This is a genomic window from Asticcacaulis sp. MM231 (genome assembly GCF_964186625.1).
Classification (GTDB): domain Bacteria; phylum Pseudomonadota; class Alphaproteobacteria; order Caulobacterales; family Caulobacteraceae; genus Asticcacaulis.
This window is the reverse complement of record NZ_OZ075109.1, coordinates 32,607-56,025: the sequence shown is the minus strand read 5'-3', so window position 1 is coordinate 56,025 and position 23,419 is coordinate 32,607. Positions and strand designations below refer to the sequence as shown.

At 50.0% G+C, this 23,419-nt stretch carries 17 protein-coding genes; 3 read left to right on the top strand and 14 right to left on the bottom strand.

The window, feature by feature from the left end; genetic code table 11:
- Nucleotides 1-2: 2 nt before the first annotated feature.
- Nucleotides 3-1,157 carry an efflux RND transporter periplasmic adaptor subunit gene (locus tag ABQ278_RS17135; protein WP_349322246.1) on the bottom strand — a complete coding sequence of 385 codons (1,155 nt, stop codon included), beginning with the start codon at nt 1,155-1,157 and terminating at the stop codon, nt 3-5.
- 202 nt (nt 1,158-1,359) lie between these two features.
- On the opposite strand from ABQ278_RS17135, the gene ABQ278_RS17130 reads away from it, so the two are divergent.
- Together ABQ278_RS17130 and ABQ278_RS17125 are read left to right on the top strand one after the other, a co-directional pair.
- Entirely contained in the window at nt 1,360-2,238 is an 879-nt protein-coding gene (locus tag ABQ278_RS17130; RefSeq protein ID WP_349322245.1) for a Kdo hydroxylase family protein, read from the top strand.
- A gap of 254 nt (nt 2,239-2,492) precedes the next feature.
- Complete coding sequence (locus ABQ278_RS17125; RefSeq protein WP_349322244.1) at nt 2,493-3,368, top strand: glycosyltransferase family 2 protein; 876 nt, start codon at nt 2,493-2,495, stop codon at nt 3,366-3,368.
- A gap of 15 nt (nt 3,369-3,383) precedes the next feature.
- Here ABQ278_RS17125 and ABQ278_RS17120 read toward each other — a convergent pair whose 3' ends face one another.
- The 6 genes from ABQ278_RS17120 to ABQ278_RS17095 all read right to left on the bottom strand — a co-directional run bounded on the left by ABQ278_RS17120 (nt 3,384) and on the right by ABQ278_RS17095 (nt 9,930).
- A complete protein-coding gene (locus tag ABQ278_RS17120) occupies nt 3,384-4,244 on the bottom strand; it encodes an ABC transporter ATP-binding protein (protein ID WP_349322243.1) in 861 nt (286 codons plus the stop codon).
- Between the two features lie 12 nt (nt 4,245-4,256).
- Nucleotides 4,257-5,033 (bottom strand): ABC transporter, encoded by a 777-nt coding sequence (locus ABQ278_RS17115; protein ID WP_349322242.1) that lies wholly within the window; start codon nt 5,031-5,033, stop codon nt 4,257-4,259.
- A 122-nt stretch (nt 5,034-5,155) separates the two neighbouring features.
- Nucleotides 5,156-7,246 (bottom strand): glycosyltransferase family 2 protein, encoded by a 2,091-nt coding sequence (locus ABQ278_RS17110; RefSeq protein WP_349322241.1) that lies wholly within the window; start codon nt 7,244-7,246, stop codon nt 5,156-5,158.
- Nucleotides 7,247-7,332: 86 nt separating this feature from the next.
- Nucleotides 7,333-8,406, bottom strand: a complete 1,074-nt coding sequence (locus tag ABQ278_RS17105) for a GSCFA domain-containing protein (RefSeq protein WP_349322240.1) — start codon at nt 8,404-8,406, stop codon at nt 7,333-7,335.
- On the bottom strand, nt 8,407-9,120 hold the full coding sequence (locus tag ABQ278_RS17100; RefSeq protein WP_349322239.1) for a hypothetical protein: 714 nt from the start codon (nt 9,118-9,120) through the stop codon (nt 8,407-8,409).
- A 111-nt stretch (nt 9,121-9,231) separates the two neighbouring features.
- A complete protein-coding gene (locus tag ABQ278_RS17095; RefSeq protein ID WP_349322238.1) occupies nt 9,232-9,930 on the bottom strand; it encodes a hypothetical protein in 699 nt (232 codons plus the stop codon).
- A gap of 167 nt (nt 9,931-10,097) precedes the next feature.
- On the opposite strand from ABQ278_RS17095, the gene ABQ278_RS17090 reads away from it, so the two are divergent.
- The gene (locus ABQ278_RS17090; protein ID WP_349322237.1) at nt 10,098-11,054 is read left to right on the top strand and encodes a hypothetical protein; all 957 of its coding nucleotides are present in this window, start codon (nt 10,098-10,100) and stop codon (nt 11,052-11,054) included.
- 58 nt (nt 11,055-11,112) lie between these two features.
- Here the strand turns inward: ABQ278_RS17090 and ABQ278_RS17085 are convergent, their stop codons facing one another.
- From ABQ278_RS17085 to ABQ278_RS17055, 7 genes are all read right to left on the bottom strand, one after another.
- On the bottom strand, nt 11,113-12,096 hold the full coding sequence (locus ABQ278_RS17085) for a KpsF/GutQ family sugar-phosphate isomerase (protein ID WP_349322236.1): 984 nt from the start codon (nt 12,094-12,096) through the stop codon (nt 11,113-11,115).
- Between the two features lie 73 nt (nt 12,097-12,169).
- Nucleotides 12,170-13,255, bottom strand: a complete 1,086-nt coding sequence (locus ABQ278_RS17080; RefSeq protein WP_349322235.1) for an NAD-dependent epimerase/dehydratase family protein — start codon at nt 13,253-13,255, stop codon at nt 12,170-12,172.
- A gap of 37 nt (nt 13,256-13,292) precedes the next feature.
- Entirely contained in the window at nt 13,293-16,580 is a 3,288-nt protein-coding gene (locus ABQ278_RS17075; protein ID WP_349322234.1) for a glycosyltransferase, read from the bottom strand.
- On the bottom strand, nt 16,573-18,201 hold the full coding sequence (locus tag ABQ278_RS17070; RefSeq protein WP_349322233.1) for a hypothetical protein: 1,629 nt from the start codon (nt 18,199-18,201) through the stop codon (nt 16,573-16,575). Before ABQ278_RS17070 ends, ABQ278_RS17075 begins: the two co-directional genes overlap by 8 nt.
- The gene (locus ABQ278_RS17065; RefSeq protein ID WP_349322232.1) at nt 18,201-21,452 is read right to left on the bottom strand and encodes a hypothetical protein; all 3,252 of its coding nucleotides are present in this window, start codon (nt 21,450-21,452) and stop codon (nt 18,201-18,203) included. Before ABQ278_RS17065 ends, ABQ278_RS17070 begins: the two co-directional genes overlap by 1 nt.
- Nucleotides 21,453-21,612: 160 nt before the next feature.
- Complete coding sequence (kdsA, locus tag ABQ278_RS17060) at nt 21,613-22,476, bottom strand: 3-deoxy-8-phosphooctulonate synthase (protein ID WP_349322231.1); 864 nt, start codon at nt 22,474-22,476, stop codon at nt 21,613-21,615.
- Nucleotides 22,477-22,485: 9 nt separating this feature from the next.
- On the bottom strand, nt 22,486-23,268 hold the full coding sequence (locus ABQ278_RS17055) for a manno-octulosonate cytidylyltransferase (RefSeq protein ID WP_349320513.1): 783 nt from the start codon (nt 23,266-23,268) through the stop codon (nt 22,486-22,488).
- Nucleotides 23,269-23,419: the final 151 nt, after the last annotated feature.

Sequence of the window (23,419 nt, the reverse complement as noted above, 5' to 3'; positions counted from 1 at the left end):
ATCTATTGCTCCGAAGCAGGCGCGGGGGCCTGGACGGGCTTCGCATTGATATCACCCTTGTCCTTCAGCTTCATCGCGCCCTCGGCGATCACCTTGTCACCGGCCTTCAGGCCTTCCATGACCTGCCACTGGCTGCCCTGCATCTGACCGAGCTTGATGACCTGTTTGTGCGCCTTGTTGTCATCGCCGGCCAGCAGCACACTGGCGCCGCCCTTGGCGTCCAGAACCACCGAGGCCTGTGGGATCAGGATACCTTGCGCCACCGTGCCCTTGACGATGCGGGCGCGGACATACATGCCCGGCAACAGCAGGCCCTCGGGGTTGGCGAAAATGGCGCGCAGGGTGACGGCGCCGGTAGAGGCATCGACGCTGACATCGGAAAATTCAAGGCGGCCGCTATGCGGGTAGGCCGAGCCGTCATCAAGCGTCAGACTAACATCGGCATGGTCAGCGGCGCCCAATTCACCGCTTTTCAAGGCGCGCTTGAGCTTCAAGAGGTCGGTGGCTGACTGGGTGATGTCGACATAGACCTTCGATAGGTCCTGCACCGTGGCCAGGGCTTCGGTCTGGTTGGCGGTGACGAGCGCGCCGGGCGTGACTGATGATTTGCCAACTCGACCGGAAATCGGCGAGGTGACGCGAGTATAGTTGAGATTAATGCTGGCTGTCTGGACGGCGGCTTTTTGAAGGGCAAGCGTCGCCGCGGCGGTTTTCATCGTCGTTTGGGCATCGTCATAGTCCTGCTGGCTTATGGCCTTGATGGCGATGAGCTGGCTGTAGCGGTCGGCCTTTTGTTTGGCGGCATCATAGTTGGCTTGGGCCTGGGCCTGCTGCGCCTGGGCACTGGCAAGTGCGGCCTGATAGGTTGCCGGATCTATCTGATAAAGAGATTGGCCTGCGGTGACGAGACTGCCCTCAGTAAACTGGCGCGCCTTGACAATGCCGCCGACCTGCGGGCGCACATCCGAGACGAGATAGGCTGAGGTACGACCGGAAAGCTCCTGCGTCACGTTGAAAGGCTGGGTCGAGACCACGACGTAGCCCACTGTCGTTGGACCGCGTGGTCCCTTCGGGGCATCGTCCTTTTTGGAGCAGCCAAACAGGGCGATCGCTCCCAGAAACAGGGCGGTAGCGACGGCGGTGACAGGTTTCAACATCAGGGTCCTCATAGTGACTATCGTTCTAAACGCAGGTCCGTGGCAAATCCGGCGAAAGTTTTATGATAAAACATAAGAGGTAACTCTATATGGTCGATTGGCGACCCTCATATGACAGACTGTTTCCGGCGTCATTTGATTGACATGAAATTGAACGCTTGTTAGCTCCTCAGTCTAGAGACCACACATGCTTGGATGACCAATGGCGCATATCTTCAAAAACCCGAACTTGAAAGATTATTTTCATATTGCTGATGGAGTTACCGCCGAAACACCGCTTGCCAATATCCCGTCGTTTGTTCAACCCTATGAGGACGGAAAAGTTTTGTATTTTCCTAATCTTCGCTTCAATATTGACTTCGATTTCTGGGCGAAAGTGCCTTCCGAACAATTTGAAGGCTTTAAGAAAATGCTGTGCTACGTCGACCATGAGACGCAGCCGGAGCTGATCGCACGTGCCTTAAAAAAGGCGAATGGTCCTCCTGAACTGTATGAATTACTTTGGAAAAACATGTCCGAACTTTTCCGTCAGGTTATGCCGATCTATTATCGTATTTTTGCCGGCTACCAATATTCAATTAAGCGTGCGGTCTGGCGCTTGAACACGACTTTAAATGAAAATCTGCATTTTGACACTTATAAGGATAGCGAAATTTTTCCTGAGCATTTCGCGCGTATGTTTATCAACCTTGATAACCAGCCACGCATTTGGCACACGAGTTACACAGTCGATGAGGTTTATGAAAAATTCGGCCGAAAAGTTTCACAAAAGGTTATCGAGACTACGAGCACAAACCGCTTCTGGCGTGAACTCAATCATACGGCTTTTGGCAAAGGGCATGAATGGTGGGATGGCTCGCCGCGCCACGTTATTTATTTCGAACCGGGCGATGTGTGGGTAGTCGATAGCCGCCAAGTATCTCATCAGATTTATTATGGCCGTCGCGCCATATCGATTGATTTCGTAGTTACCCGCGATAGCATGCAAAATCCAAAAAAACATTACTTGGATCTCGCTGAGACTTACCGTGAAGGTTTAAGGGGAGGGCGGCAGCTTCTGGTAACGTCTCCGGCAATTTGACTTGCCACTTCAATTCATTGTGCTTATGACCGACACCAGCTAAAGATAACTCCGAGCTCATGTCGGGTTACTAGCTAAGCGAAGTATCAACGAGATACTGACACATCTGGATAAAGGATTCTGGTAAGCGGCGGTGCCGATTTTCTAGGATCACACCTGCGCGAACCTCTCGTAAAAAACGGGGACCACATTATATGCCCCAGCTAACTGGCACTTACATTTCAACCTCATCTAATTTTGTATCGGGCTAAATCGTGTTGAATACGTTTAAAAAGCTTTTCTTCAAACCTGCCAAGACGACCAGCACAGTGTGCCTCATCGCCAAAAACGAAGCTCCGTATCTTGTAGAATGGTTGGCCTATTACCGTTTTTTGGGGTTCAATGACATCGTCATTTATGAAAACAATAGCGACGATAATTCCCATGAAATTCTGAGCAAGCTGGCTGCCGCGGGAAAAGTTACGCATCGGACCTGGACATTGGGGAAAAACGAATCACCACAGATCACCGCTTATCAAGACGCAATAAAGCGAGCCGAGACAGAGTGGATCCTCTTCGTCGATGCTGATGAGTTTCTTGTGCTTCACCATCATCTCACAGTAAATATGTTTCTTTCGAGTTTTGCAGATCGTCCCGAGGTCACTGCCATTGGAGTCAACTGGCGCTTGTTTGGTGACAATAACAATAAGAAGGCAGACAGCCGACCGGTTATGATCCGCTTTATCATGGCTGCTGAGCCGAACTTTGTTGTAAACAGACACCTGAAAAGCTTCAGCCGGGTAGCGGCTCTAAATGAACTCGTGCACATGCACGCGTGCGCAACTTCAGGCAATATGGCTCATCCGTCCGGTAAGCCACTCTCAATGTCTAGTTGGGGATTGTCGGACGTGGTTGAGCTCAGCGTGGCACAGGTTAACCACTATTACACCAAGACGGCTGAGGAATATCAAAAAAAGAAATTGAGAGGACAAGGCGGGGCGGGAGACGACAAACCCGAGTTAAAGTATTGGTATAACGACAAGTCGTTCCAGAGCCATAACCGTAACGAGATTAAGGACAAGGCGATACTGAAGCACTATATTGAGATAAAGCGCGAAATCGACGAGTTGAACACGATTGTGAACACATGACGGCTTGGACCGAATTTAAGTCAACTTCGCGGCTTTTAGACTAAGCTTTTCTGCTTTTTTAGCCAGTCTGAGCTTTTCTGCTTTTGCAGCAATCTTAGCCTCAATTCTGGCCTGCAGAACCACCTCAGCCTTAGGTTTGTTGTGGGGCTCGTCCCATTCTGCCAATGGTCCGAACCAAACCTGATTTCCACCTTCAAGCACCAACAACTTATTACATAATTTCTTAATAAGAGCGAAGTTGTGCGTCGCCAAGATGATCACGCGGGATCGGGTCAGGATCGAATTCAGGCGTGAACTGGCCTTGTCAAAGAAAGACTTGTCGCCAGCGCCAATCCATTCGTCCATGATGAGGATATCCGGATCCAAAGCTGTCGCAACACCAAAGGTGAGGCGGGTAATCATGCCCGAAGAATACGTCTTTACCGGAAGGTCAATAAAAGAACCGAGTTCCGTAAACTCAATAATTTCATCCATTCGCGCTAAAATCTGTTTCGCGGTGTAGCCACGGATGCGCCCCATATTAAGGATGTTTTCCCGGCCAGTGAAGGATTGATCCATCCCCAGGCTGGTATTGATCATGGATGAGACTTTCCCCTTGACATTGATGTAGCCGCGATCAGGCTCGTACACGCCAGCTAGGACCTTGAGCAAGGTTGTTTTTCCGGCACCGTTATGGCCAATAATTCCCAGTCGGTCGCCGTCCTCCAGCTTGAAGGTTATTCCATTGAGAGCGCGGACGTGGATGACGTCTTGGCCGTTCTTCAAAAGTTTGCCACCAACTGCCAAGTTGGCAACAGCATTTCGAATAGATTGCGCGCGGAGCGAATAGATCGGGTACGCAAGTTCAACACCTTGCAAGTCAACAATTGAAGTCATGATAATGGCGTCCTAAACCCAGAACGGAATGCGGCGGCGGTAAAGCGAGAAGAATATAGCAAAGAGTGTAACGCCAATAACCGTCGTTGCTATGGCCATGGTCCAGTTCTGGGGGGTTGCTGCTCCGCCCATAAGAGGCGCGCGCACGATCGTTACCAAAGCGTATAGAGGATTGATGTCGGCAACCCATTGATTTTTTTGAAGCATGTCGTAATGCCAGTAAATTGGCGTTACAAAGAACATAATGTGCCCAATGTTTGGTAACAAAAAGCGAAGATCACGGAAACGGGCGGATAGCATGCCGACAAGTCCGCCCCACGTCAACATACATACAACAACAAGAACGAAGCCTGGGATCACGGACCAGTTTGGTATGGCGGCGGCACCCAACACCAACATGAAAACGTAATAAACGATAAGGTTATGAAAAAAGAGCATTAGCTTTTCTGCCACACCTTCGAAGATGAAGTAGGTAAATGGATAGGCGTGATTGACTATCATGCCGCTTGAGCCGACGAAAATAGCGCCGGCGTCGTAGAGAACGAACAAGCAAGTTGTTCCAAGCAAGTTTCCTGCCAAGGCGTAAGGCATAACTTCTGCCAGTGTCTTACCCCACAATCCGCCCCACACCAATGAAATGGCGACCGATGTGAATACCATGTTACCCGCGATCCAGAGCGAACCGAAGACGGTTCGCTTGTATTTTGCGCTTAGATTATAATAAGCTTGGTAGAGCCAGACATGGTAAAGATTCAGGCCACGTTTTAGATCGGAAATAGCTTTATTCATACGACTGAGCGGGGTCCGAGAAGCAAATGAAGTGACGAGCCAATTTGGCTTCGGCGAGCACACGTAGCCAATAAATTATCGCGCTACAAGCCTTTTCGTGAAGCGGTACAGATTAAGCGAAATTATCGCGCGGCTACTCTGAGCTGTGCGACGCTGGTGACGCGCGGAGGCCAGGCAAGCGACAAATTTTCCATGACAAGCGTCAAGTTTGGGTTATAGGCCGGATCAACCTTGAGTTCCTCTGTCCAGCGCTTTTTCATTATATTGACTTCCGACAATTCCCTGGCCGCGTTTATCGGATTGGCGGACGTGCCACGGCTAGCGGATTCATGATGGACCATTTCTGCGTACGGTGTGTAGACATTCCGGTACCCGGCCGCTCGGACCTTAAGACAAAAATCAACATCATTGAAAGCTACAGCGAGTTCTTCGTCAAGCCCGCCGACTGTCTGGTAGATGTGTTTTTGCACCAGCAAACAGGCGGCCGTCACCGCGCTTACGGATTGATGTAAGATCGCGCGCTTCTGATAACCGGGCTCGCCACGCGGTAAAGCTTTGTGCATGTGCCCTGCGACACCATGAAAGCCAATCAGTACGCCGGCATGTTGTATTGTATCGTCCGGATACCATAGGCGGGCGCCCACACAGCCGATTTCCGGCTGGTGGGCAAAGGACAGCATTTCTTCAAGCCAGTCCGGTGTCAAAATCTCGATGTCATTGTTCATCAAACATACGTAGTCGCCATGCGCTTTCTGCACGGCACGGTTGTTTAGAGCAGAAAAATTGAAAGGACTGTCATCTCGAAGGATTACTACCCCGTTCTCCCCCTGAACCTGTTCGAGGTAGGCAAGCGTTTCCTGATCCGTACTACCGTTATCGACAACAATCACTTCCAGACGCGGGTAGGTTGTGAGTTCAAAAAGAGAATTGAGACATATTCTGAGGATATCCACGCGATCACGCGTTGGTATGATTATACTAATAAGAGGCAATTGTTCCGGCAGGTCATATCGAACACGATTATGGCCTGGTGCTTCGGGTGCCTCTGTTACGGTGGCCTGCTTGTTCATCCGTACGAGATGGTTCTTAACTACGGTCGCGCTTGGATTAGGCGCTATGGTTTGCGCCAAATTCAGCCGGGCATGATACAGTATACGAGGTACATGGCGGATATGATCAGGTGGAGTTTGTTCTACTACCTTTAAAGCGAGATCGTACTCTAGCGCAGGCACTTCTAGGTCTGGGAACCCATTTAGTTTGCGTAGCACACGTGTACTGAAAGCTGTCAGATTACCGATCATATTATGGCTAAGCAAAAGCTCCTTGTTAGGTTCGGGCTTAAAATTCGGGGCGGATCTGGTGCCTTCTTGGTCGATTACGTCTTCATCTGAATAAATGACATCTAAAGACGGCGCTATTGACGTCTCTCGCGCGAACCAGAAAATAGCCGAAGATGCCAGCAAATCACCAGCACGCACCATCAACATATAATCGGCCCGTGTTTCGGCCAGAATCGTATCGAGTTCGGTAGAAATTGTTTCGGTGATTGGCGTGTTATGAATGTGCGGCAAATTAGGTGTTTCGTTCTTCAACGGTTGACGCAAACTTCTGCTTAAAACCCGAACTTCGTCGACGGGCCGGATCTGCTCAGTAACAGACCGCAAGGTCGCGGCAAGCCCAGTCTCGTCATTATTTTCATCGATTATGCAGACGCAAAAGGTCTGCAGTCGAAGTTTGGCCGATGCCTTATTCATGTACTTTATATCGCCGCGTCCCGGCCGATCGTAATGACTGATCCATTCCTTGTAATTGTTGTGGTTTGGTCGCTCTAATGTCGTGGTCAAGCTGATATATTGTCCGCTGCGGCCTTCCTTGTCACCCAGTTCGCGGAAATGGGTCCAGGCGTCGATTCGTCCGCGGCGCAGGTCGGGGTATCGTTTCATATACCATTGCGTATCAAAGAACCTCGCCTGACGGTTCTCATAAACTCCATGTGAAATATAGTGCTTAAAGGGGTCGACGCCCTTTTCAAGGATATCAGGATTATGTGCAAAATAATATTCTCTGTCGAATGTATGCCTATTCAGATGAATGTGCTGGCTGAGATGGTTGACACCACGAAACCGCCAGTCAAAATTGTTTTTGAAGAGAGCCGACAACGCGCGAAAAATTCGCCAAAAAAAAGCCAATAGGGACGAATTGGAGTATGTCATAGCTGAGGTCCTGCTCGGATACTGTGGCTGTATAAGTTAACTGCGTGCAGGCAGCCATTGTTGGGATTATGAGATCAGTTTCGTTGTCACGTGTTGTCTATGGCTTCTTCGTCGCAGAGCACCCTGACAACATTTTCCATAGCGGTTCGATGATTTTCTACTGCTTCGCGACCATCATCTGATTCTGGCTGATGCGTTGCGCCGTCTGTGTCTCCGTAATGCTTGAGAAAAAGGCCCATGACATGGTCTACACCTGCCTCTGTAACCGATCGTTTATCTGACGCAAAATATACGCCGCCAGCATGAGGCGCTGTTATGATTTCATAAGACGGGAAATAATCGCAAAATTCGAATGTATTGCACACGTCTTCGGCTGCAATCCGCAAAACCGATTTTGAATAAACGGTCGATACCAAAACGTGACGATCAACAGCGGTCGCATTGAGGGGTACGGGGGAAACGGTGATGATGATCTTGCAGTTCGGATTGCGGCGCCGCAAATACTTGATCGACCACCGCAAATCATTGAGCGTGTCGTTTAGGTCAAAATTGACGAATTCGTGGATATCTGGATTGTAAGTGCCTCCGGCAACACCTGGCGCTAGAGGGAAGACGCTACCGTCCCGCTTGTCCGCCCAGGCTTCGGTTAGACCAAGGGTAAAGACAAACACAGACATTTTTTTTATACCGCGACGTATGGCTGCAAAATGCTGTTCGCGATCTATGTTTAGTTCGGCTTCGCTTATGAAGCCGCCTGGCTGCACCTGGGGCCGGAAGGGGTCGACAAAATTTCCATTGGCTAATTGCCAAGTGTTTTCGATAGGTACGTGGTTACCCCAGGCTCGTTGAAGAAGCTGCTTCAACTGCCGGGCTGTGTAGAGATTGCCGTAGCGGGCGGAAAAAACTCCATAATTGTTCGCCAAGGCTACAGAGTCCGGGATCAACGAGTGCGCCTTTTCGCAGACAAAATAATTAAAGCCATTTTCGCTAAGTCGCTTGGCGACATGCTGGGCGAAGCAGCTACCAGCCGTAATCACAGGTTCGTTTCTAGATATTCGAAATGAACACTTTGTGACAGGATCTAAAGTCGAAAGGCTATCGATACCGCCTGCTCTTTTCCAGAATTGATAATCGGGTTTATTCGTATATGGATGAGCCATCTAAACCTCGATCAAATTTTCAATCTGTTGTGCCACGAGCGCGCCATAGGCTTCATTTGCATGGGTCGGGTCCCGGCGCCAATAGGGTTTTGCTAAAAACCCACTACCGTCAAGGGTCTCAGCGGGAGGTGGGATAAAACCGATTGCGTGTTCTTCACAAAATTCCCGAAATACGCGTGTATGAAGTTGGTAGAGCTTAAGCCGCAAGTGCGGGGGCGCGACACCTAGGTGAACCTTGTCAGCAAAATAACCGCCCGGGTTATTTTCTATGAACTCCGAGTTTGGGTGTGGCGGTGGCGAGCAAATATGATAAACTGGAACCGAATACAGCTCGCGTATTTGTAACAATACTCTCAAAAAACCCTGCCGCATAACGGTGTTTAGGTAATCATACATGACGTTGTAAGGGATGTTGACGCGATCTACGGCAACACTGCTCTCTTCATCCGTTTCATTCATAAAATTGAAGCGGATGGGATATTCGATAAGCCCAAGAACGTTATGAAAGTTGCCACTTACCATCGAAACGACAACGGATGGATTGATCCCCTCCACCATTGACGGGTTGAACACACCCTTGCGGAAGTTCTCACCCTCAGGCCGGTTATAATTTATCACGGTGATATGGCTAGTGGTTGCATCGTGAAGTGCTTGACTCAGAGCTTCGGTATGGCTTTGACCAATTACAAGGGCAAGTTTGTTCTCGGGTTTCATGGCAGGTTCTGCATTCATGAATGCAATGACTCGCTAAAATCTATGGGAGGTGGGATGACATATTGAGCGTTTAAGGACTCCCAATCTTCATCTATAAAAGGTTCGGAACGTCTAAGCTGGCTCTGGTGAGGAGATTGTTGCAAGATAAAGCTCTCTCTCGGCGCGCCATTCATCGGCGAAGTCGACATCTTGCCAGTTTTCAAACCAAGGGCCGCCATTGGTAAAGTGGATATTCGCAGGCAGATTGAACGGCTTTTGATACTCCCCTTCAAGAAAGTTCCATTCCAGAGGAAGTTTACCAAGCATGTCATCCGTCGTCCATTCAAAGCGATGCAGCCACGCGGGGTTTGCCGCATTTACCACTTCTGGCACGAGTTTTTTCACATCGGGGTGCCCACCATTAAAGATCATAAATGACGACCAGTTCTTGCGGGGGTAAACAGTTTGCTCTTTGCCGTCCATCTTGACCATGTTGGCCGGTGTATAGTCATGCTGTACACAATATAAGGCCTTGGTACGGTCGAGGCCCTCGAAAATCTCGTTTACGTCGCGCGTGAACAAAACATCGCAATCCACAAAGATTGTCCAGCCATCGTGAGCGGCGAGAAAAGGTGTTAGAAATCGCGTCAGAGAAAACTCTGTAGAAGACATATTGTCATACGCGCGGCTGTAAAGGCCCAGCTCGCGAAGATGAGGCTGCTTTAACGGGTAAACTTCTATTTCGCCCGACAAATGGCGCTGAATAGAATGGCGAGCGACCTGCCAGGCTATATCCTCGCGGCTATCATATCCAATATAGACTTTGCGCATATTTTCCGTCGGGCTACTAATTTAGTTGAGCTTTGATTATAGCGTGACATGCTTCCGGCACAAGGTCCCATTTGTCTTGATTGGTGACGCTAAGGTCTTTGCTGGTTGTGATTTGCCAAAGGGCGCAATAGACTTTTTCACGGCTGTGGACGGGAGCGGACGAATTAATGTCGGACTATAATGTTGGTGAAATCGTTAACGAGGTCCTTATTGGTAAGGACGGTGAGCTGTACTTAGCAAGCGGTAACCATTTGCCATTAAGCTATGTGACTGGTGAACGGACCATTAGTGAGCACGCTATTGAGGCTTTTTTAGAAAATATAAAGGCAAGGCATCTCTTCGCTTCAACCTTGGGGTCGCGATATATCCATATGGTGGCTCCGGACAAGCACACTGTTATGCGAAAGTCCTTTCCGTTTGAAGCTTATGAAACACCTGGCGACATCGTTTTTGCGCGCGACAAGACATTCATTTTCCCCAAAGCGGAATTAATTGCGCTAAATGAGTACAAGAGAAGCTATCAGAAATACGACAGTCACTGGACCATTCATGGGGCACTTCGAGCATTCGAGATTATGCTTCAAAGGTTTGGCTTTTCCAGAGATGAGATAAACGCCGGTCTCAACGATTTGGGTCCCGCCATCGTTACAAAATCAATGCATGCCGAAGGTGATCTTGGACGCAAACTGAAAAATCCGCCTTCCGAAAAGCTCGAAGCTTTGAAAGTGAGTTTTCCAGCAACGCTTTATTCCAACGGTTTTGCGGGCAATAATGGTAAGCTGATCGGTATTGTGAGCCAAAATCCAAGGGCACGAGGCCGTTTCTTGGGCTTCGGCAATTCCTTTCTTCTGTTGTTCCCCAATATTTTCACGTATTTTTTTGAGCAAACCATCCTGTGTCGTACACCCTTCTTGCACAGAGAAGTGGCCTCCGCTATCAAGCCGGATTTCATATTGACCGAGGCGGTAGAGCGTTATTTACCAAGGACGCAGTCGGATTCCGAGGCGCCTAGCTTTATCGATATGCAGTTAAGTGCCAGTCAGACCTTGAAATTTTCGGCAGAAGATGCTGCTTTTTTTGGCCCTTCGCTCGTGCCGGCAAGTGAAGATGAAATAAAAACTTGAAGTAGAGCGTTCGGTTTTAAACTCATACGCAAGGCGCATGGGTAACCTTTGCGGTTTTTCATGCAACTCCAGCTCGCAAACAGTCGTGAATGCGCAGGAGACCAATAGGCCTGTTCGCAGCATCAGTGACAAATAGACAATTGATTTTGTTTTGATTCATCATACCCAGGGCTTCGACCGCAAGCATGTCGCTTCTGACATGACGTGGCTGCCGATAAGCGACGTCACCTGCAGTTTTTTCCATCAGACCAGTCAGGTTACGACGTAGGTCGCCGTCCGTAATGATGCCGATGAGAGCGCCGTCCTTGTCCACGAGGCCTGCGACGCCGAACGTCTTGGCTGTCATGGTCAGGATGGTTTCGGCTATCGATGTAGTGTCAGAGACAAGCGGCAGTTCTTCGTCGCTGTGCATTAGAGCGCTGACTTTGAGCAACTGTGCCCCAAGCTTACCACCTGGATGAAAGGTGCGGAAATTTTCTTTTCTAAAATTCCGTCGTTCCATTACGGCAACAGCAATTGCATCGCCAAGTGCCAGCGTGGCAGTTGTGGATGTTGTCGGCGCCATACCAATGGTGCAGGCTTCAGGCGCATTTGGCAGCAAGAGTGCAACATCAGCGGATTTAAGTAGCGTACTGTCAGGGCGGCTCGCGATGCCGATCAAGGGTATTGCGAAACGACGTGTGTGAGCAATGATATCTGAAAGTTCTGGCGTTTCACCGGAGTTGGATAAAACAAGACAAATATCATTGGTTGTAATCATTCCGAGGTCTCCATGACTGGCCTCGGCAGGATGAACGAAATAGGCAGGCGTGCCTGTAGAGGCCAGGGTGGCTGCAATCTTACGGGCAATATGTCCCGATTTGCCCATTCCGGATAAAATAATTCGTCCGGTTGAATTGTAGATCAGATCAACGGCGTCGACGAAATTTTGGGCAAGATTGTCAGCCATCAGCAATAGAGCATTCGCCTCTGTGCGCAACACTTGCTGGCCTGTGCTTAGGGTTGTCTCAAAATGGGTTGAGCGAGCAGGGGCGATGGTCATGGCTAATCCCAATTGTGGTTTGCCGCTAGCGGCGCTGGATCTTAAGGGTAAATGTAAACAATCTACGCCGCGGTTACACGGAGACTGTTAGTTCTGCTTTGGTCCACTCCGCCAATTGATGCAGCCCTTGTTCAAGTGTGACTTTTGGCATCCAGTCAATGGCTTGCTTGGTAGGCTCAATATCCGTGCTGGCATGACGAATGTCTCCCAATCGGAAATCCCCGGTAATTTTGTAATTGTCGGGAGCCCCTCCCAATTCTTTTAACAGAATTTTGGCCGCTTCTAGAATTGTTGTTGCCTCCCCAGAACCGATGTTCAAGGGGGCATCGATTGCATGATCTGTAGCTATGGCCGCAGCGCATGCATCGACGACATCCGTGACGAAGACGAAGTCGCGAACCATTTCACCATCTTCAAAAATATTCAGCGTCTTGCCTGCCATGATTTGCGCGCCGAAGATGGATAAAACGCCCGTGTAAGGATTGCGCAATGACTGGCCAGGTCCATAAACGTTCTGGAAACGCAGTATTTTAGGGCGCAGATTCTTCGCCTCGGCACAATTCAGCAACAGGTTTTCCTGCATGAGCTTTGTGGACGCGTATACCGACGAGGGGATAGCGCGTGTATCTGGCACGGCGGGCAGGGCCGTCAATGGGTTTCCAGCACGATCGAAAACGCGAAAATCGCCTGATTTCATCCGATCGGCATTTCGTGCCTGTGGACGCGAACGCTGTCCTTGCGCGTCTGCGTAGGGGCCTTCGCCGTATATTGAACGCGAGGACGAAAGCAGAAAGTCACGCTGGCGTTTAGGCAGGTTGCCGATCGCTGTCAAAAGGTTCGAGGTGCCTGTAACGTTGGCGGCTACGTATCGATCGAGTTCATCAAGCGACTGGCCAGTTCCAGTCTCTGAGACGAAATGTATAACAATGTCTGGATCACAATCTTGCAAAGCCTGTTCGAGCGCCGCCGCATCTTCGATCTGGCCTTTGATGCAAGTAACATCACTGCCGAATTTTGGAAAAACTGCATCCGGTCCATGCACTTGCGGATGAAGGTTATCGTAAACGAAGAAACGACCGTAATTTTCACGCTGGAGTTTTTCCACGAGGCGAGAGCCAATGAAACCTGCGCCGCCTGTGATGAAAACACTTTTGTTCATGATCAACCCTTAGAATGCAACTTAAATGTATAATTGGTTAGAGCTTAGGGCATCCATTTCGTGCCTGATGAATGATACTCATAATCTGTTCGGTGAGTTTTTGGTGCGTATATTGTTCTTTTAGTTTCGTTTGAGCTTCATCCACGAGCTCACGTCGCAGTGCTTTTTCCTTCAAAACCCTGCGCATAGCCCGGTACCATGACTGTTCATCTCCGGCAAGCAGTCCAGCGTTTCCATCACAGGCAGATTGGTAGACGGGTAAATCGGACGCGATTGTCGCGATACCCGAAAGACTGTATTCAACCCATTTTGTATTGGCTTTGCACAGGTTGAAGTTGTGATCTTCGAGCGGGGCAAGACCGGCCCACCAGCCCAGTTTTCCCATTAAAGCGATAAACTCGTCATAAGACGCGGCTCGTCTGTGGTGTTTAAACCGGTCGCCGAACTGCAGGAGCTGCGGATCGGGTTCGATAGTGCCGAATGTCTCGAAACGCAGATCGGGATTATCAATCATTGTGCGCACTATAGCCGGCATTATGGATGCCATATCTGCGGCATGCCCACCTGTGCCCATGTAGCCAATCACGGGCGTTTCGGCAGGCTTGAAGCGCGCGATCTTATTGGCGTCGATCGAGCAGTAGATTTTTCCGCAGACGATAGGAACTGTCACGCCCTCCTTAGCCAGCGAAAGGCCAAGCGTTTCTGTCGAAGCATACAAAAGGTCACAGCTGTTGATAGCATCACGCAAGGCGGCCTTACGGGCGGGGTCATTGTAAAACTTAAACTTACCATAACCGAGTTGCCGGCTGACCCTCAATAAATTATCGTCTATGTGGAAAATGATGGGGATGCCGTCTTCTCTGGCCAATTCAATGAGATGCGTTTCCAACACATCACCAAAACGGGACAGAAAGAGCACGGTTGGTTTGATCTCATTCCATAGGGCTCGGCAGGCCACTTCAACGCGCAAGGCTTGGCTATCTCCTATCATGGTCAGACTAACTTGGCCGTCTTCTAACATCTTGCTTAACGGACGACGGAAACTGATCTCTTGGGTTGCCGAAACAGCGTCGGCCGCTACGAGGATTCGCTCGCGCAAGATGCGACCGCGTTTCTCTGCAACCACCTCTTCACTTGGCCATTGATAGGCGGTGTTCAGTCGCCTATTTTGTACTTGCTTAAATACGCTAAAAATTTGTTGGCGTAATTGGCTTTCAGAGAAATCACGTTTTAGCTTAGCCTGTGCGCGAAGGACGCTTTGGGTACGGTATGCATTGTCCTGGTAGAAGCGCTCTAGGGCCAAGAGCCAACTTTCGGGGCTGTCCGCTAACAGCCCGCAATCCCCGGAACAGCTTTCGTCGTACATGAGATTGGCGCTGGCGATAACAGCCGCGCCAATCGAGCTATATTCAACCCATTTTGTATTGGCTTTTACCTCATTGAACGTAGACTTCTGCAACGGGCAAAGGCCGATGTCCCAGCCTAGATCGCTGAAAGTTTTCATGAAAACGGCGTAGTCTCGAATTGGCTTTATGACTTTGATACGCTCACCGAACTCGTTCAATTCAGCAGGTTTAGGTATAGAGCCAAATAGCTCAAAAGTTACTTCTGGATGGTTTCTCAGGAAAGTGACCAAGGGGGGCAAGATAAGTTCAAGATCGTGGGCATGGTCAAAGCCCATATAGCCAATTTTTTGCAGAGGCTTATTCTTAGGTTGTCTCTTGACCTCGGCAGAGCAGTAAATCTGGCCCGCGACCATCGGGGTTTCAAACCCGTAACTTTGATACCGCTGTTTGAGGGCTGGCGTCGAACAATAAACTAAGTCTACCTTTTCGAGCAGGTAATTAATGCTTTCAAGGCGGTCAATTCGGTTGTACGAATTAAACTTCTTTAGACCAATCTCAACTGGAATGTTCAGTAAGTCATCGTCGACATGGTAGACAGTAGGGCAATTGCGCTGCCGGGCAACCTCTATCAAAGCAGCATATCCAGGGCCGCTGTAACGGCAGAACACCAAAATATCCGGACTAAAGCGCTCAAAAATCCGTTCAGCGAGTGCATCCGCGTCCAGAGCGGCCTTTTGAAGGGTCTCTTCTTTTAACAATTCAATGACAATGTCGCCCGATTCAATCAGTGGCTTCAAGGGCTTGAGAAAGGACAGTTGGTATGTAGGGATCTCATCCATAGCGACGAACAGGATGTGGGCCGCACTGCGTTTGTTAGCCGATGTACGCACACGTACAGGATTGGCAGTCCCCCCCGCCATCAGTCGGAGAAAACGGGACTGAACATCCTCCCGTTGTGTCGGCATGTCGATGTTATCGAGAAAATTGTTCTGACGTTTGAGGTACGTTGCTGGATCTTTTCTGGCTTGATTGGCAAAACTTACCCACTCAGTTAAGGTCGAAATCTGCGTCAGACCACTGTAGTTGCTGGTGTCCATAACCGCGTCCACATCCCGCCAGACACCAACAGGTATGTTGGCAAGGATCATGTCGATTATGATCGACGATGGCGCAGATATTCCAAAATCAAATTGATTCAACTTAACCTTATAAATCGGTCGGTTATTAAGTTCCACATTGTTGGGCAATTTGATATTGTTTTTAACCACGTACTGACCGCCTGGGTGCGGCCTTAGGAATACCTTCTCATTTTTTTCTGCTTTCACTTCACAGAATTGGGAAAAAATATCCATAAAGGATGCCTTAAAGTCACCGCTTGAGCTAAGTCTGACCGAATGTAGATTTTCACATACAAGGCCCCCGAAGCCCTCCTTTTTGCCCCCCGATAGTTCTTGTAGTACACTTGGCGGGCCAGAGACATATAGCTTCGCGCGCTCAGAAAGCGCCATGGACATCATAAAGCGCGGGCCAAACCAGCCGCAAACGACATCTGCGGCGAAGGTTACATTAGTGCCATGTGCCTTGTTGTGTTCGCGATTTTGTAGAAAGCCTACACATTCGAAGCCGTGCTGTAGCGTGATTTTCAAAAAGCCCTTAGGGGCCAGACGAAAAATATTGTGCGTATCAGCGTGCGCGGACAAACTCGATTCGCTTGCGGCGAATATGATGCCCGATTTCCCGCTCAACAATTGTTCGGCTTCATATTCGTGACTGAAAATGAAAACCTTTGCGCCCGTATTGGCGCAAAGAAGGGCAATTTCATTTTGCCACGACCGTGTCTTATCTCGCTGTAAAAACTTGTAGCTTACCAAAAACTCGATGCTGACATCCAGTTCGCGACTTGCAAGTACAGCCAAAGGGCGGATAATGTTCACGTCCTGCAGGAGGTTTAAAAGAAAAATGATATGTTTTCTACGCATCGGTAATATTTATCTTGCTGACTTTGGTAGTACGCGCGCGCGTAGAATTGCTTTTACCAACTGTTTTTGGCTTGAGAGGTGACAAATATCTGTTTGGACGAGTGTAATCACTTGCTCTCTCAACTCGGAAAGGAGCTTCCCACTCAGAAAAATAAATCCCAATCTCACCGAAGAGTTGTTCCAAGATGTTGGCCATAGCCTCCATCGCAAGGTTGTAGGTGACGAAGGCATTCGCACGATTATCATTTCGTATACCAAGTAGCCATTTATTCACACGATCCTTGCTGACGATTGACAAGGGCAGAAAGCGAAAATTAGCGCCGTAAACTGCACTGAGAACCTGGAGTTTGTCCTTGTAAGTAGGCAATAGATTTTTTTCTGCGTTACCCGATAGTATGATGATCGGCTCGCTATGCTCGGCTAAATCTAAGGAAATTCGCACATCATAGATCGAAGTGCCCGGACTGAAGGGGGTGGCGACTACTAGATGCTCAAGCGCTTGGACATATTTGCGAATATCATCCGGCGCCTGTCTTCCCTGAACAACAGCTAAGGTTTCTTGCCTGATTTTCGGCGCGCGCGCCAGACCGCTGCGAATTGCATTTAGGAAAGTGAATAAGGCCTCCGCTTCTTTCGCCGGATTTCCGAGTAACTCTAGCTGACTAGCCATTTGTTTGACGGTATTAGGCTGCAATGCCAGATTGTCAGCTTCAAGATCAGAGAGAAAAGCGTCCGCACTGCGATAAATAAATGGCGCCAGGGGCGCATATAAGGGAAAGCCGACTGACAGAACCTGAGCACCATGGCAAAATGCCGATATAGCCCGATTCAGAGATTTAACTGTGCTGAACGGCTGCGCGCTTACAGGTAGAAAACAAAGTAAACACCGTTCGATAAGCGCTTGCTCAGTGTCCTCACTCCATTCCTCAACGGAGAAAGGAATGCTCAGTTGGGACAGCATGTTGAACATATGACTGCTCTGCGCGGACATATTGCTCAGCACTGTCAGATGTACCCGATATCCGCACTTCCTGAACCTGCTCAGATGATCCCTAAAAGCGTGTAGATCTGCCAGGCCAACCGGGAAATACGCATTTTGCCCAATTCCAAACCAAGCCATGTGAAGCGTGCGGGTCAAACGCAACCGTTCCATTTTCGCATTAAGGCGGTTCGTCACATGCTGTGAGTCAAAAGTCTCATAAGGATCATTGAGAATATGGCAAGGTTTACCGTTTAAAAGCCCACCCTCCAGTATCGATTTCATTTTACCTGTGGCACAGAGAGCAAAGTCCATTATTTCAGTAACGGCAAGCGCCCAAGCATGAATTCTCACCAGACGTGCATCGTCGGGATGGGTAAAATAATTGTCGAAAAAGTCAACGCCTACAAGTTTGTTTCGAGCTTTCAATTCTCGCATAAGAAGCATGGCGCGAACGTCATAGACCTTGCTGATCAGGATGACGTCCTCAGTAATTTTATCTGGTTCAATCAAACTGGCGATAGGCTTTATCTTGAGGGTATGCCCCAAGACCTTAAGGGAATGCTGCATTCTAACATATCGAATGCGTACGCCTGCCGTTTTCAAATGCTCCTTGTTCGGTACAACAACAAGAATATCCATCAGGGAAACTCGCGTATTATCGTACTGGACCGAATAACGTCTTGCCACTGCATAACGGGCAGGAAGCTCTCCGCGGCTCCGTCGGAGACCGTGTAGCTTTCGTGACTTGAGGTCATGATTGCCCGTACGCTCGACGTGCATAGGTGGCGGTAACCGGCCTTAACTGCACGGAGGCAAAAATCCAGATCCTGAAATGGACCAGGGAAACGTCGCGTATCAAGTCCCTTTAATTCTTGCCAAATTTCCGCTTTGACTAAGGTAAGGCGGAATGTATTTGCAACTACAGGATATGTCGTGTCTGGAAGAGCTTCAAGACAATTAAGTTGACGAAAACTAACGCCGCCTGCGTTCGTTAAGGACAGATGTGAAGGGAAATAACCGCCAGACCCGAAGCTAACGATGTCCACATTGCGGACCACTTTTTCTTGCATAATAACGCAACTGCTTGTCGCCACATTATCTAACTTAGATAGATGATAAAGGCATTCAAGCGTGCGCTTATGCGTCATTATTACTGAGGCATCGCATAGGAGGACGTAGGCATTTGCACTCTTGGCCACCGTTTTCTCAAAGGCAAGATTAACGGCATTTAGACCTGTTAATTGGCTCGTATTGCCGAAAAATGCGTCCAGACCTTTTTCTACCGAAGAGTCTCGACTGCTTTTCGATTTCCGTACGAAAGAGATTTCATGGATTTTTGTGCTCAGCGTTTGGGCTCGTAGCGCTGCCGAGAAGGCAATAAGGTCGTCGCCAGCATTGTAACTGACTATAACCGAGATATTGATACTTGCTTTCTCTTCCGATGAAAGTGGCGGGCCAAATAAACTTGACGCTCCATCGACGTGGGGAAATGCCTGTGAAATTTGACTGATCGGCATGACGCTCTGAAAATGCAGCGCGACTGGAATTGCGCGGGATGTATCAACGACAGGTTCATCCATTCTTAATGGCGCAGATTGGGTGAGATAGGGGTAGGTCGAATTTTCGTTGGAGCAAAGTGACAGTAGGTCGCTGTTCAGAGCTGGCAGGCTTACGACGCAACGCGCTTTTCCAGAAATACCATCGCAGCTAATAAACGAGCCAGTTGCTTTGTCGTTGATTATCTCCATCCGCCGTGATGTCAGCGCGCACAGGCTTGGTAATGCGTTTCCAGAGAGTGTAAGAGTGAGCGTTCCGGATTGTGTTCGGGCCTCAATGCACGCCATCGTATCTTCGGATATGTCTCCAATGCTCAGGCTTTCACGAATATATTGCCCTACATCACCATCTTGGATGTTTTCCAACGATATGGGTGCGCAAGGCAGATGCATAGCATGGTTTAGCCAAGCCAGATAGGAAGGTGCGAGTAGTCTCTCGGCCCCCGTAAGGGTAGGACTGTTAATTTGCAGCGTTCCTATCTGTAGTGGTGGGGCAAAATCATCGGCTCCAATCCATTCATGCATCAGGCTGTCAGAATAAAGCTGGAGTTGCTCGAACGGATGCATGCTGAGTGTGTTGTGACTGAGCTCGGCATGATAAGCCCCCCCTCGGCATAAGGCGGGAAAAGGTAGAAACATCGCGTCGACAATAGCGCCGCTGTCATTTGTGACGACGAACAGTACCGGCATATAAGGATTAACCAGAGCGACATCAAAGAAGCCAATGCCCTCGGGCAGAAAATGGCTTTGGCCAACTGTATTGAGCGACGCCTCGGCTGATGCATGGAACTGGTAAGCGCGTATAAATAGCGCTATCGGATTGCCGAAACCGTCAAGGGCCTGAGCACCGACATCAAGTCGAAGGCGCAGATCGTAGTCGGTGTCTAGCCATGCGTCAGTAATTTTTATGCGGCCAAGGTAATCGCCGTTTGCCAAGGTGTGCAATTTGCCCAAATCCAGTGGCGCGTCGAATGCTCCCGTTACTGGCTTACCATTGTTTTGATACCTATATTTGGCACTCTTTCGCCGTTCGACGCCACTCAAACAGCATAAGGCTAGCACCGGGGTAAGAATATGGGAGAAGGCGGCTTGGGCGCTTTTTTTTGTAGCGCCCATGGGTAACGGTGCGACGCCAATTTGTTGCCGCTCAATATATAGATGCGACTCTTCCTCATCTAACGGCCAGGGTTTGGAGGAAGGCATCTCAACTGCGATAGAAGACCTGTCGCGTTCTTCGGCTTCCTCAAATTGCATTATTGCCAAGGGCTTCAAGCCTTGGATGCGCCCCTGGCGCAAGTAGTGGACAAGAGGGTTTACACCTAGACTTCTCAGAGAACTGGTTTTGCTAAGATAGTAGTCCGAATCGAAGTTAATACTTGGATTGTGTCCGTTAAACCCGCCAACCCGAAGGTAATGAAAGGCAGCGTCTGTTCCCGACTTCGCAACCGAAGTATAGGTTTTTAGGTACCATTTTTCGTTGAAAAGGTCACTTTCACGGATCAGAAATATATCTTGGGTTAACTGCTCGTCTGGATCAAGCGCAGTGTCTAGTTTGCTTTTCGGTCCACGCAGCCCCACAGCCTGCGGATTAGGAGATTTCGTTTTTATGCGCGGCTTCTGGGGCATTGTAGGCGTAAAGCCCTCGGCCTGCCCAAACCGCAAATAGTGAACAAGCGGGTTTATCCCTGATTTTGCTGCTTTTGGGTTGGCTGTTGTATACCAGACGGCATCAAAGCGTGGACTTGGACTGCGACCTTCGGACGCTCCGTTGGAAAGATAGTGTCTTGCTGGGTCGATATCAGCGTTTGCAAGGTCCGGATTATTGAGAACATACCATTTGGGATCGAAAAGACTACTTTCGCGTAACCGCTTTAGGGCATCTGCGAAATCTATGTCTTCTGTTAAGTCATGTTTGATGTCTAACCCGTCATAAACCTTGTTATTTCGGATATTAACCAGAACTTCAGGGGGTAAGGGCAGGCGTCCTTCAGTATGTCCTGATTGTAAAAAGTGGACAAGAGGATTATAACCGGCGGCTTTAATGTCGCGATACTCCGAAAGGTACCAAGCAGAATCAAAGTATTGGCTAGGGTTTCGGGATTCAAAACCTCCATTTTGCACATAGTGCAGCAATGGATTTACATTAGCCTTCTGTACATCTTCGTAGCTCTTTAAGTACCAGGCTGCATTAAAAAGGCTGGATTTTTTAACCAATTGCATTTCGGGCGATAAAGGGGCCTTACCCCCATGCCGTAGCCATCGTGCAATTTTAATTAGCGAAGACCCAGCGCGTTTCTGGGGCGGCTTCTCTGCAGCGGAGTTAGTGTTGGCCATTGTAATCCAGAAGTTGATATGACGCTAATGACATGGTGCTGTGATTAAATGGCCGCCTGTTTCACAGATGCCAAATTCACGCCTTAATCTGTCTCGTATAGGACATTTTTTGCCGGCTGTTTCAAGGCATTATAAGTAAACTCGTAAGCCTATAATGCTCTTACTTCCCCTTAGCCAGATCATCGAATGCGCGAAGGGTGCCGATCAGATCTTTCATCTTGTCGATATAGATCATGTTGGGGCCGTCGCTCGGCGCATGATCGGGGTCTTCGTGGGTTTCGATAAACACCGCCGACACACCGACGGCGCAGGCGGCGCGCGCCAGCACCGGCGCGAACTCGCGCTGGCCGCCTGAGGTCGTGCCCTGACCACCCGGCTGCTGCACCGAATGGGTGGCGTCGAACATCACCGGGTAACCGGTCTGGGCCATGATCGGCAGGCCGCGGAAATCGCTGACCAGCGTGTTGTAACCGAAGCTGGTGCCGCGATCACACAGGATGATCCGCTCATTGCCCGTCGAGGCGATCTTGTTGGCGACGTTCTTCATGTCCCAGGGCGCCAGGAACTGGCCCTTCTTGACATTGATGGTGCGGCCAGTGGCGCCGGCGGCCAGCAAAAGATCGGTCTGGCGGCACAGGAAGGCCGGGATCTGGATGACATCGACCTGCTTTCCCACCGGCTCGCACTGGTGGGTGTCGTGCACATCGGTCAGGACGGGACAGCCGAACTTGTCGCGGACGGCAGCCAGGATATCGAGGCCTTCCGTCATGCCGATACCGCGCGCCGTACCGATCGAGGAGCGGTTGGCCTTGTCGTAACTGGACTTGTAGATGAACTTGGTGCCGGTCGGCGCGCAGGCCTCGGCGATCTTCTCGGCCATCATAAGGGCGTGGTCGAGGCTCTCGATCTGACACGGCCCGGCGATCAGCACGAACGGTTCGTCGCCGCCGATTTTAATCTTCGGCTGGCCGAAATCACCAATTTCGAAAACCTTGGTTTTGACGTGTTGCGGCTGGATCGACATGGGGTACTCCTAGATGACTTGTTCAATGCGGGCGACATCGACGGGGTTGTTCAGTTCCCAGAACACGCGACCGCGGCCGTCGACCTCGACACAGCGTATCGGCATGCCGTTTTCCAGAAAGCGCAGTTGCTCAAGGCCTTCCCAGGTTTCCAGCGGCCCCACCGGCCAGCTCGAATAGCTCTTCAGGGCCTGCTCGCGGTAACCATAGACGCCGACATGGTGGAAGACCGGGATCGTATCGCCCTCGCCAAACGTCTTGCCGGTATAGGGAATGACTTCCTTGGAGAAGTAGAGCGCGTTGAGGTTTTTGTCGAACACCGCCGTGGTGCCGCCGACGCGGCCATTGAGGCGATCCTCGACGAAGTTGGCGTGGGTCTGGGCATCGCAGCGCAGCACCGGCGTCGCCATCTGCACCGACGGATCGGCCTTCATGGCGCGGATCAGGTCTTCGACGAACCAGGCCGGGGTGAGTGGCGCATCGCCCTGCAGATTGATATAGAGATCGGCGGATTCGCTCAGGTGCTGCAGCGCGTCGGCGCAGCGCTCGGTGCCGTTGGCGCAGGATTCCGCCGTCATGATCACCTGCGCGCCGAAGGCTTCGGCAGCCGTCTTGATGCGATCGTCATCGGTGCAGACATAGACCGAGGCGACATCGGCCACGCCCTTGGCGGCTTCCCAGGAGCGCTGGATCAGCGACTTCGGCACGCCATCCTTGCCGGTCAGCATGACCAGCGGCTTGCCGGGATAGCGCGTCGAAGCATAGCGCGCGGGGATCAGTATGATGGTTTTCACTTAAGCAACTCCCGCACGCAGGCAATCGTGGATATGGATCAGGCCGATCAGCGCGTGGCTTTCATCGACCGAAAACAGGCAGGTCGATGGCTTAAATACACGAAAATTAAATTGCAATAGCATTCCAAACCAATCTGCCTTTTTGTTGTAT

Excerpts from the sequence above, each read along its gene's own strand:
- ABQ278_RS17110 (WP_349322241.1), bottom strand. The coding sequence starts at position 7,246 with ATGACATACTCCAATTCGTCCCTATTGGCTTTTTTTTGGCGAATTTTT.
- kdsA (WP_349322231.1), bottom strand. The coding sequence starts at position 22,476 with ATGTCGATCCAGCCGCAACACGTCAAAACCAAGGTTTTCGAAATTGGT.
- ABQ278_RS17070 (WP_349322233.1), bottom strand. The coding sequence starts at position 18,201 with ATGGATATTCTTGTTGTTGTACCGAACAAGGAGCATTTGAAAACGGCA.
- ABQ278_RS17065 (WP_349322232.1), bottom strand. The coding sequence starts at position 21,452 with ATGGCCAACACTAACTCCGCTGCAGAGAAGCCGCCCCAGAAACGCGCT.
- ABQ278_RS17085 (WP_349322236.1), bottom strand. The coding sequence starts at position 12,096 with ATGACCATCGCCCCTGCTCGCTCAACCCATTTTGAGACAACCCTAAGC.
- ABQ278_RS17135 (WP_349322246.1), bottom strand. The coding sequence starts at position 1,157 with ATGTTGAAACCTGTCACCGCCGTCGCTACCGCCCTGTTTCTGGGAGCG.
- ABQ278_RS17090 (WP_349322237.1), top strand. The coding sequence starts at position 10,098 with ATGTCGGACTATAATGTTGGTGAAATCGTTAACGAGGTCCTTATTGGT.
- ABQ278_RS17120 (WP_349322243.1), bottom strand. The coding sequence starts at position 4,244 with ATGACTTCAATTGTTGACTTGCAAGGTGTTGAACTTGCGTACCCGATC.
- ABQ278_RS17130 (WP_349322245.1), top strand. The coding sequence starts at position 1,360 with ATGGCGCATATCTTCAAAAACCCGAACTTGAAAGATTATTTTCATATT.
- ABQ278_RS17105 (WP_349322240.1), bottom strand. The coding sequence starts at position 8,406 with ATGGCTCATCCATATACGAATAAACCCGATTATCAATTCTGGAAAAGA.
- ABQ278_RS17075 (WP_349322234.1), bottom strand. The coding sequence starts at position 16,580 with ATGCGTAGAAAACATATCATTTTTCTTTTAAACCTCCTGCAGGACGTG.
- ABQ278_RS17115 (WP_349322242.1), bottom strand. The coding sequence starts at position 5,033 with ATGAATAAAGCTATTTCCGATCTAAAACGTGGCCTGAATCTTTACCAT.
- ABQ278_RS17080 (WP_349322235.1), bottom strand. The coding sequence starts at position 13,255 with ATGAACAAAAGTGTTTTCATCACAGGCGGCGCAGGTTTCATTGGCTCT.
- ABQ278_RS17100 (WP_349322239.1), bottom strand. The coding sequence starts at position 9,120 with ATGAAACCCGAGAACAAACTTGCCCTTGTAATTGGTCAAAGCCATACC.
- ABQ278_RS17095 (WP_349322238.1), bottom strand. The coding sequence starts at position 9,930 with ATGCGCAAAGTCTATATTGGATATGATAGCCGCGAGGATATAGCCTGG.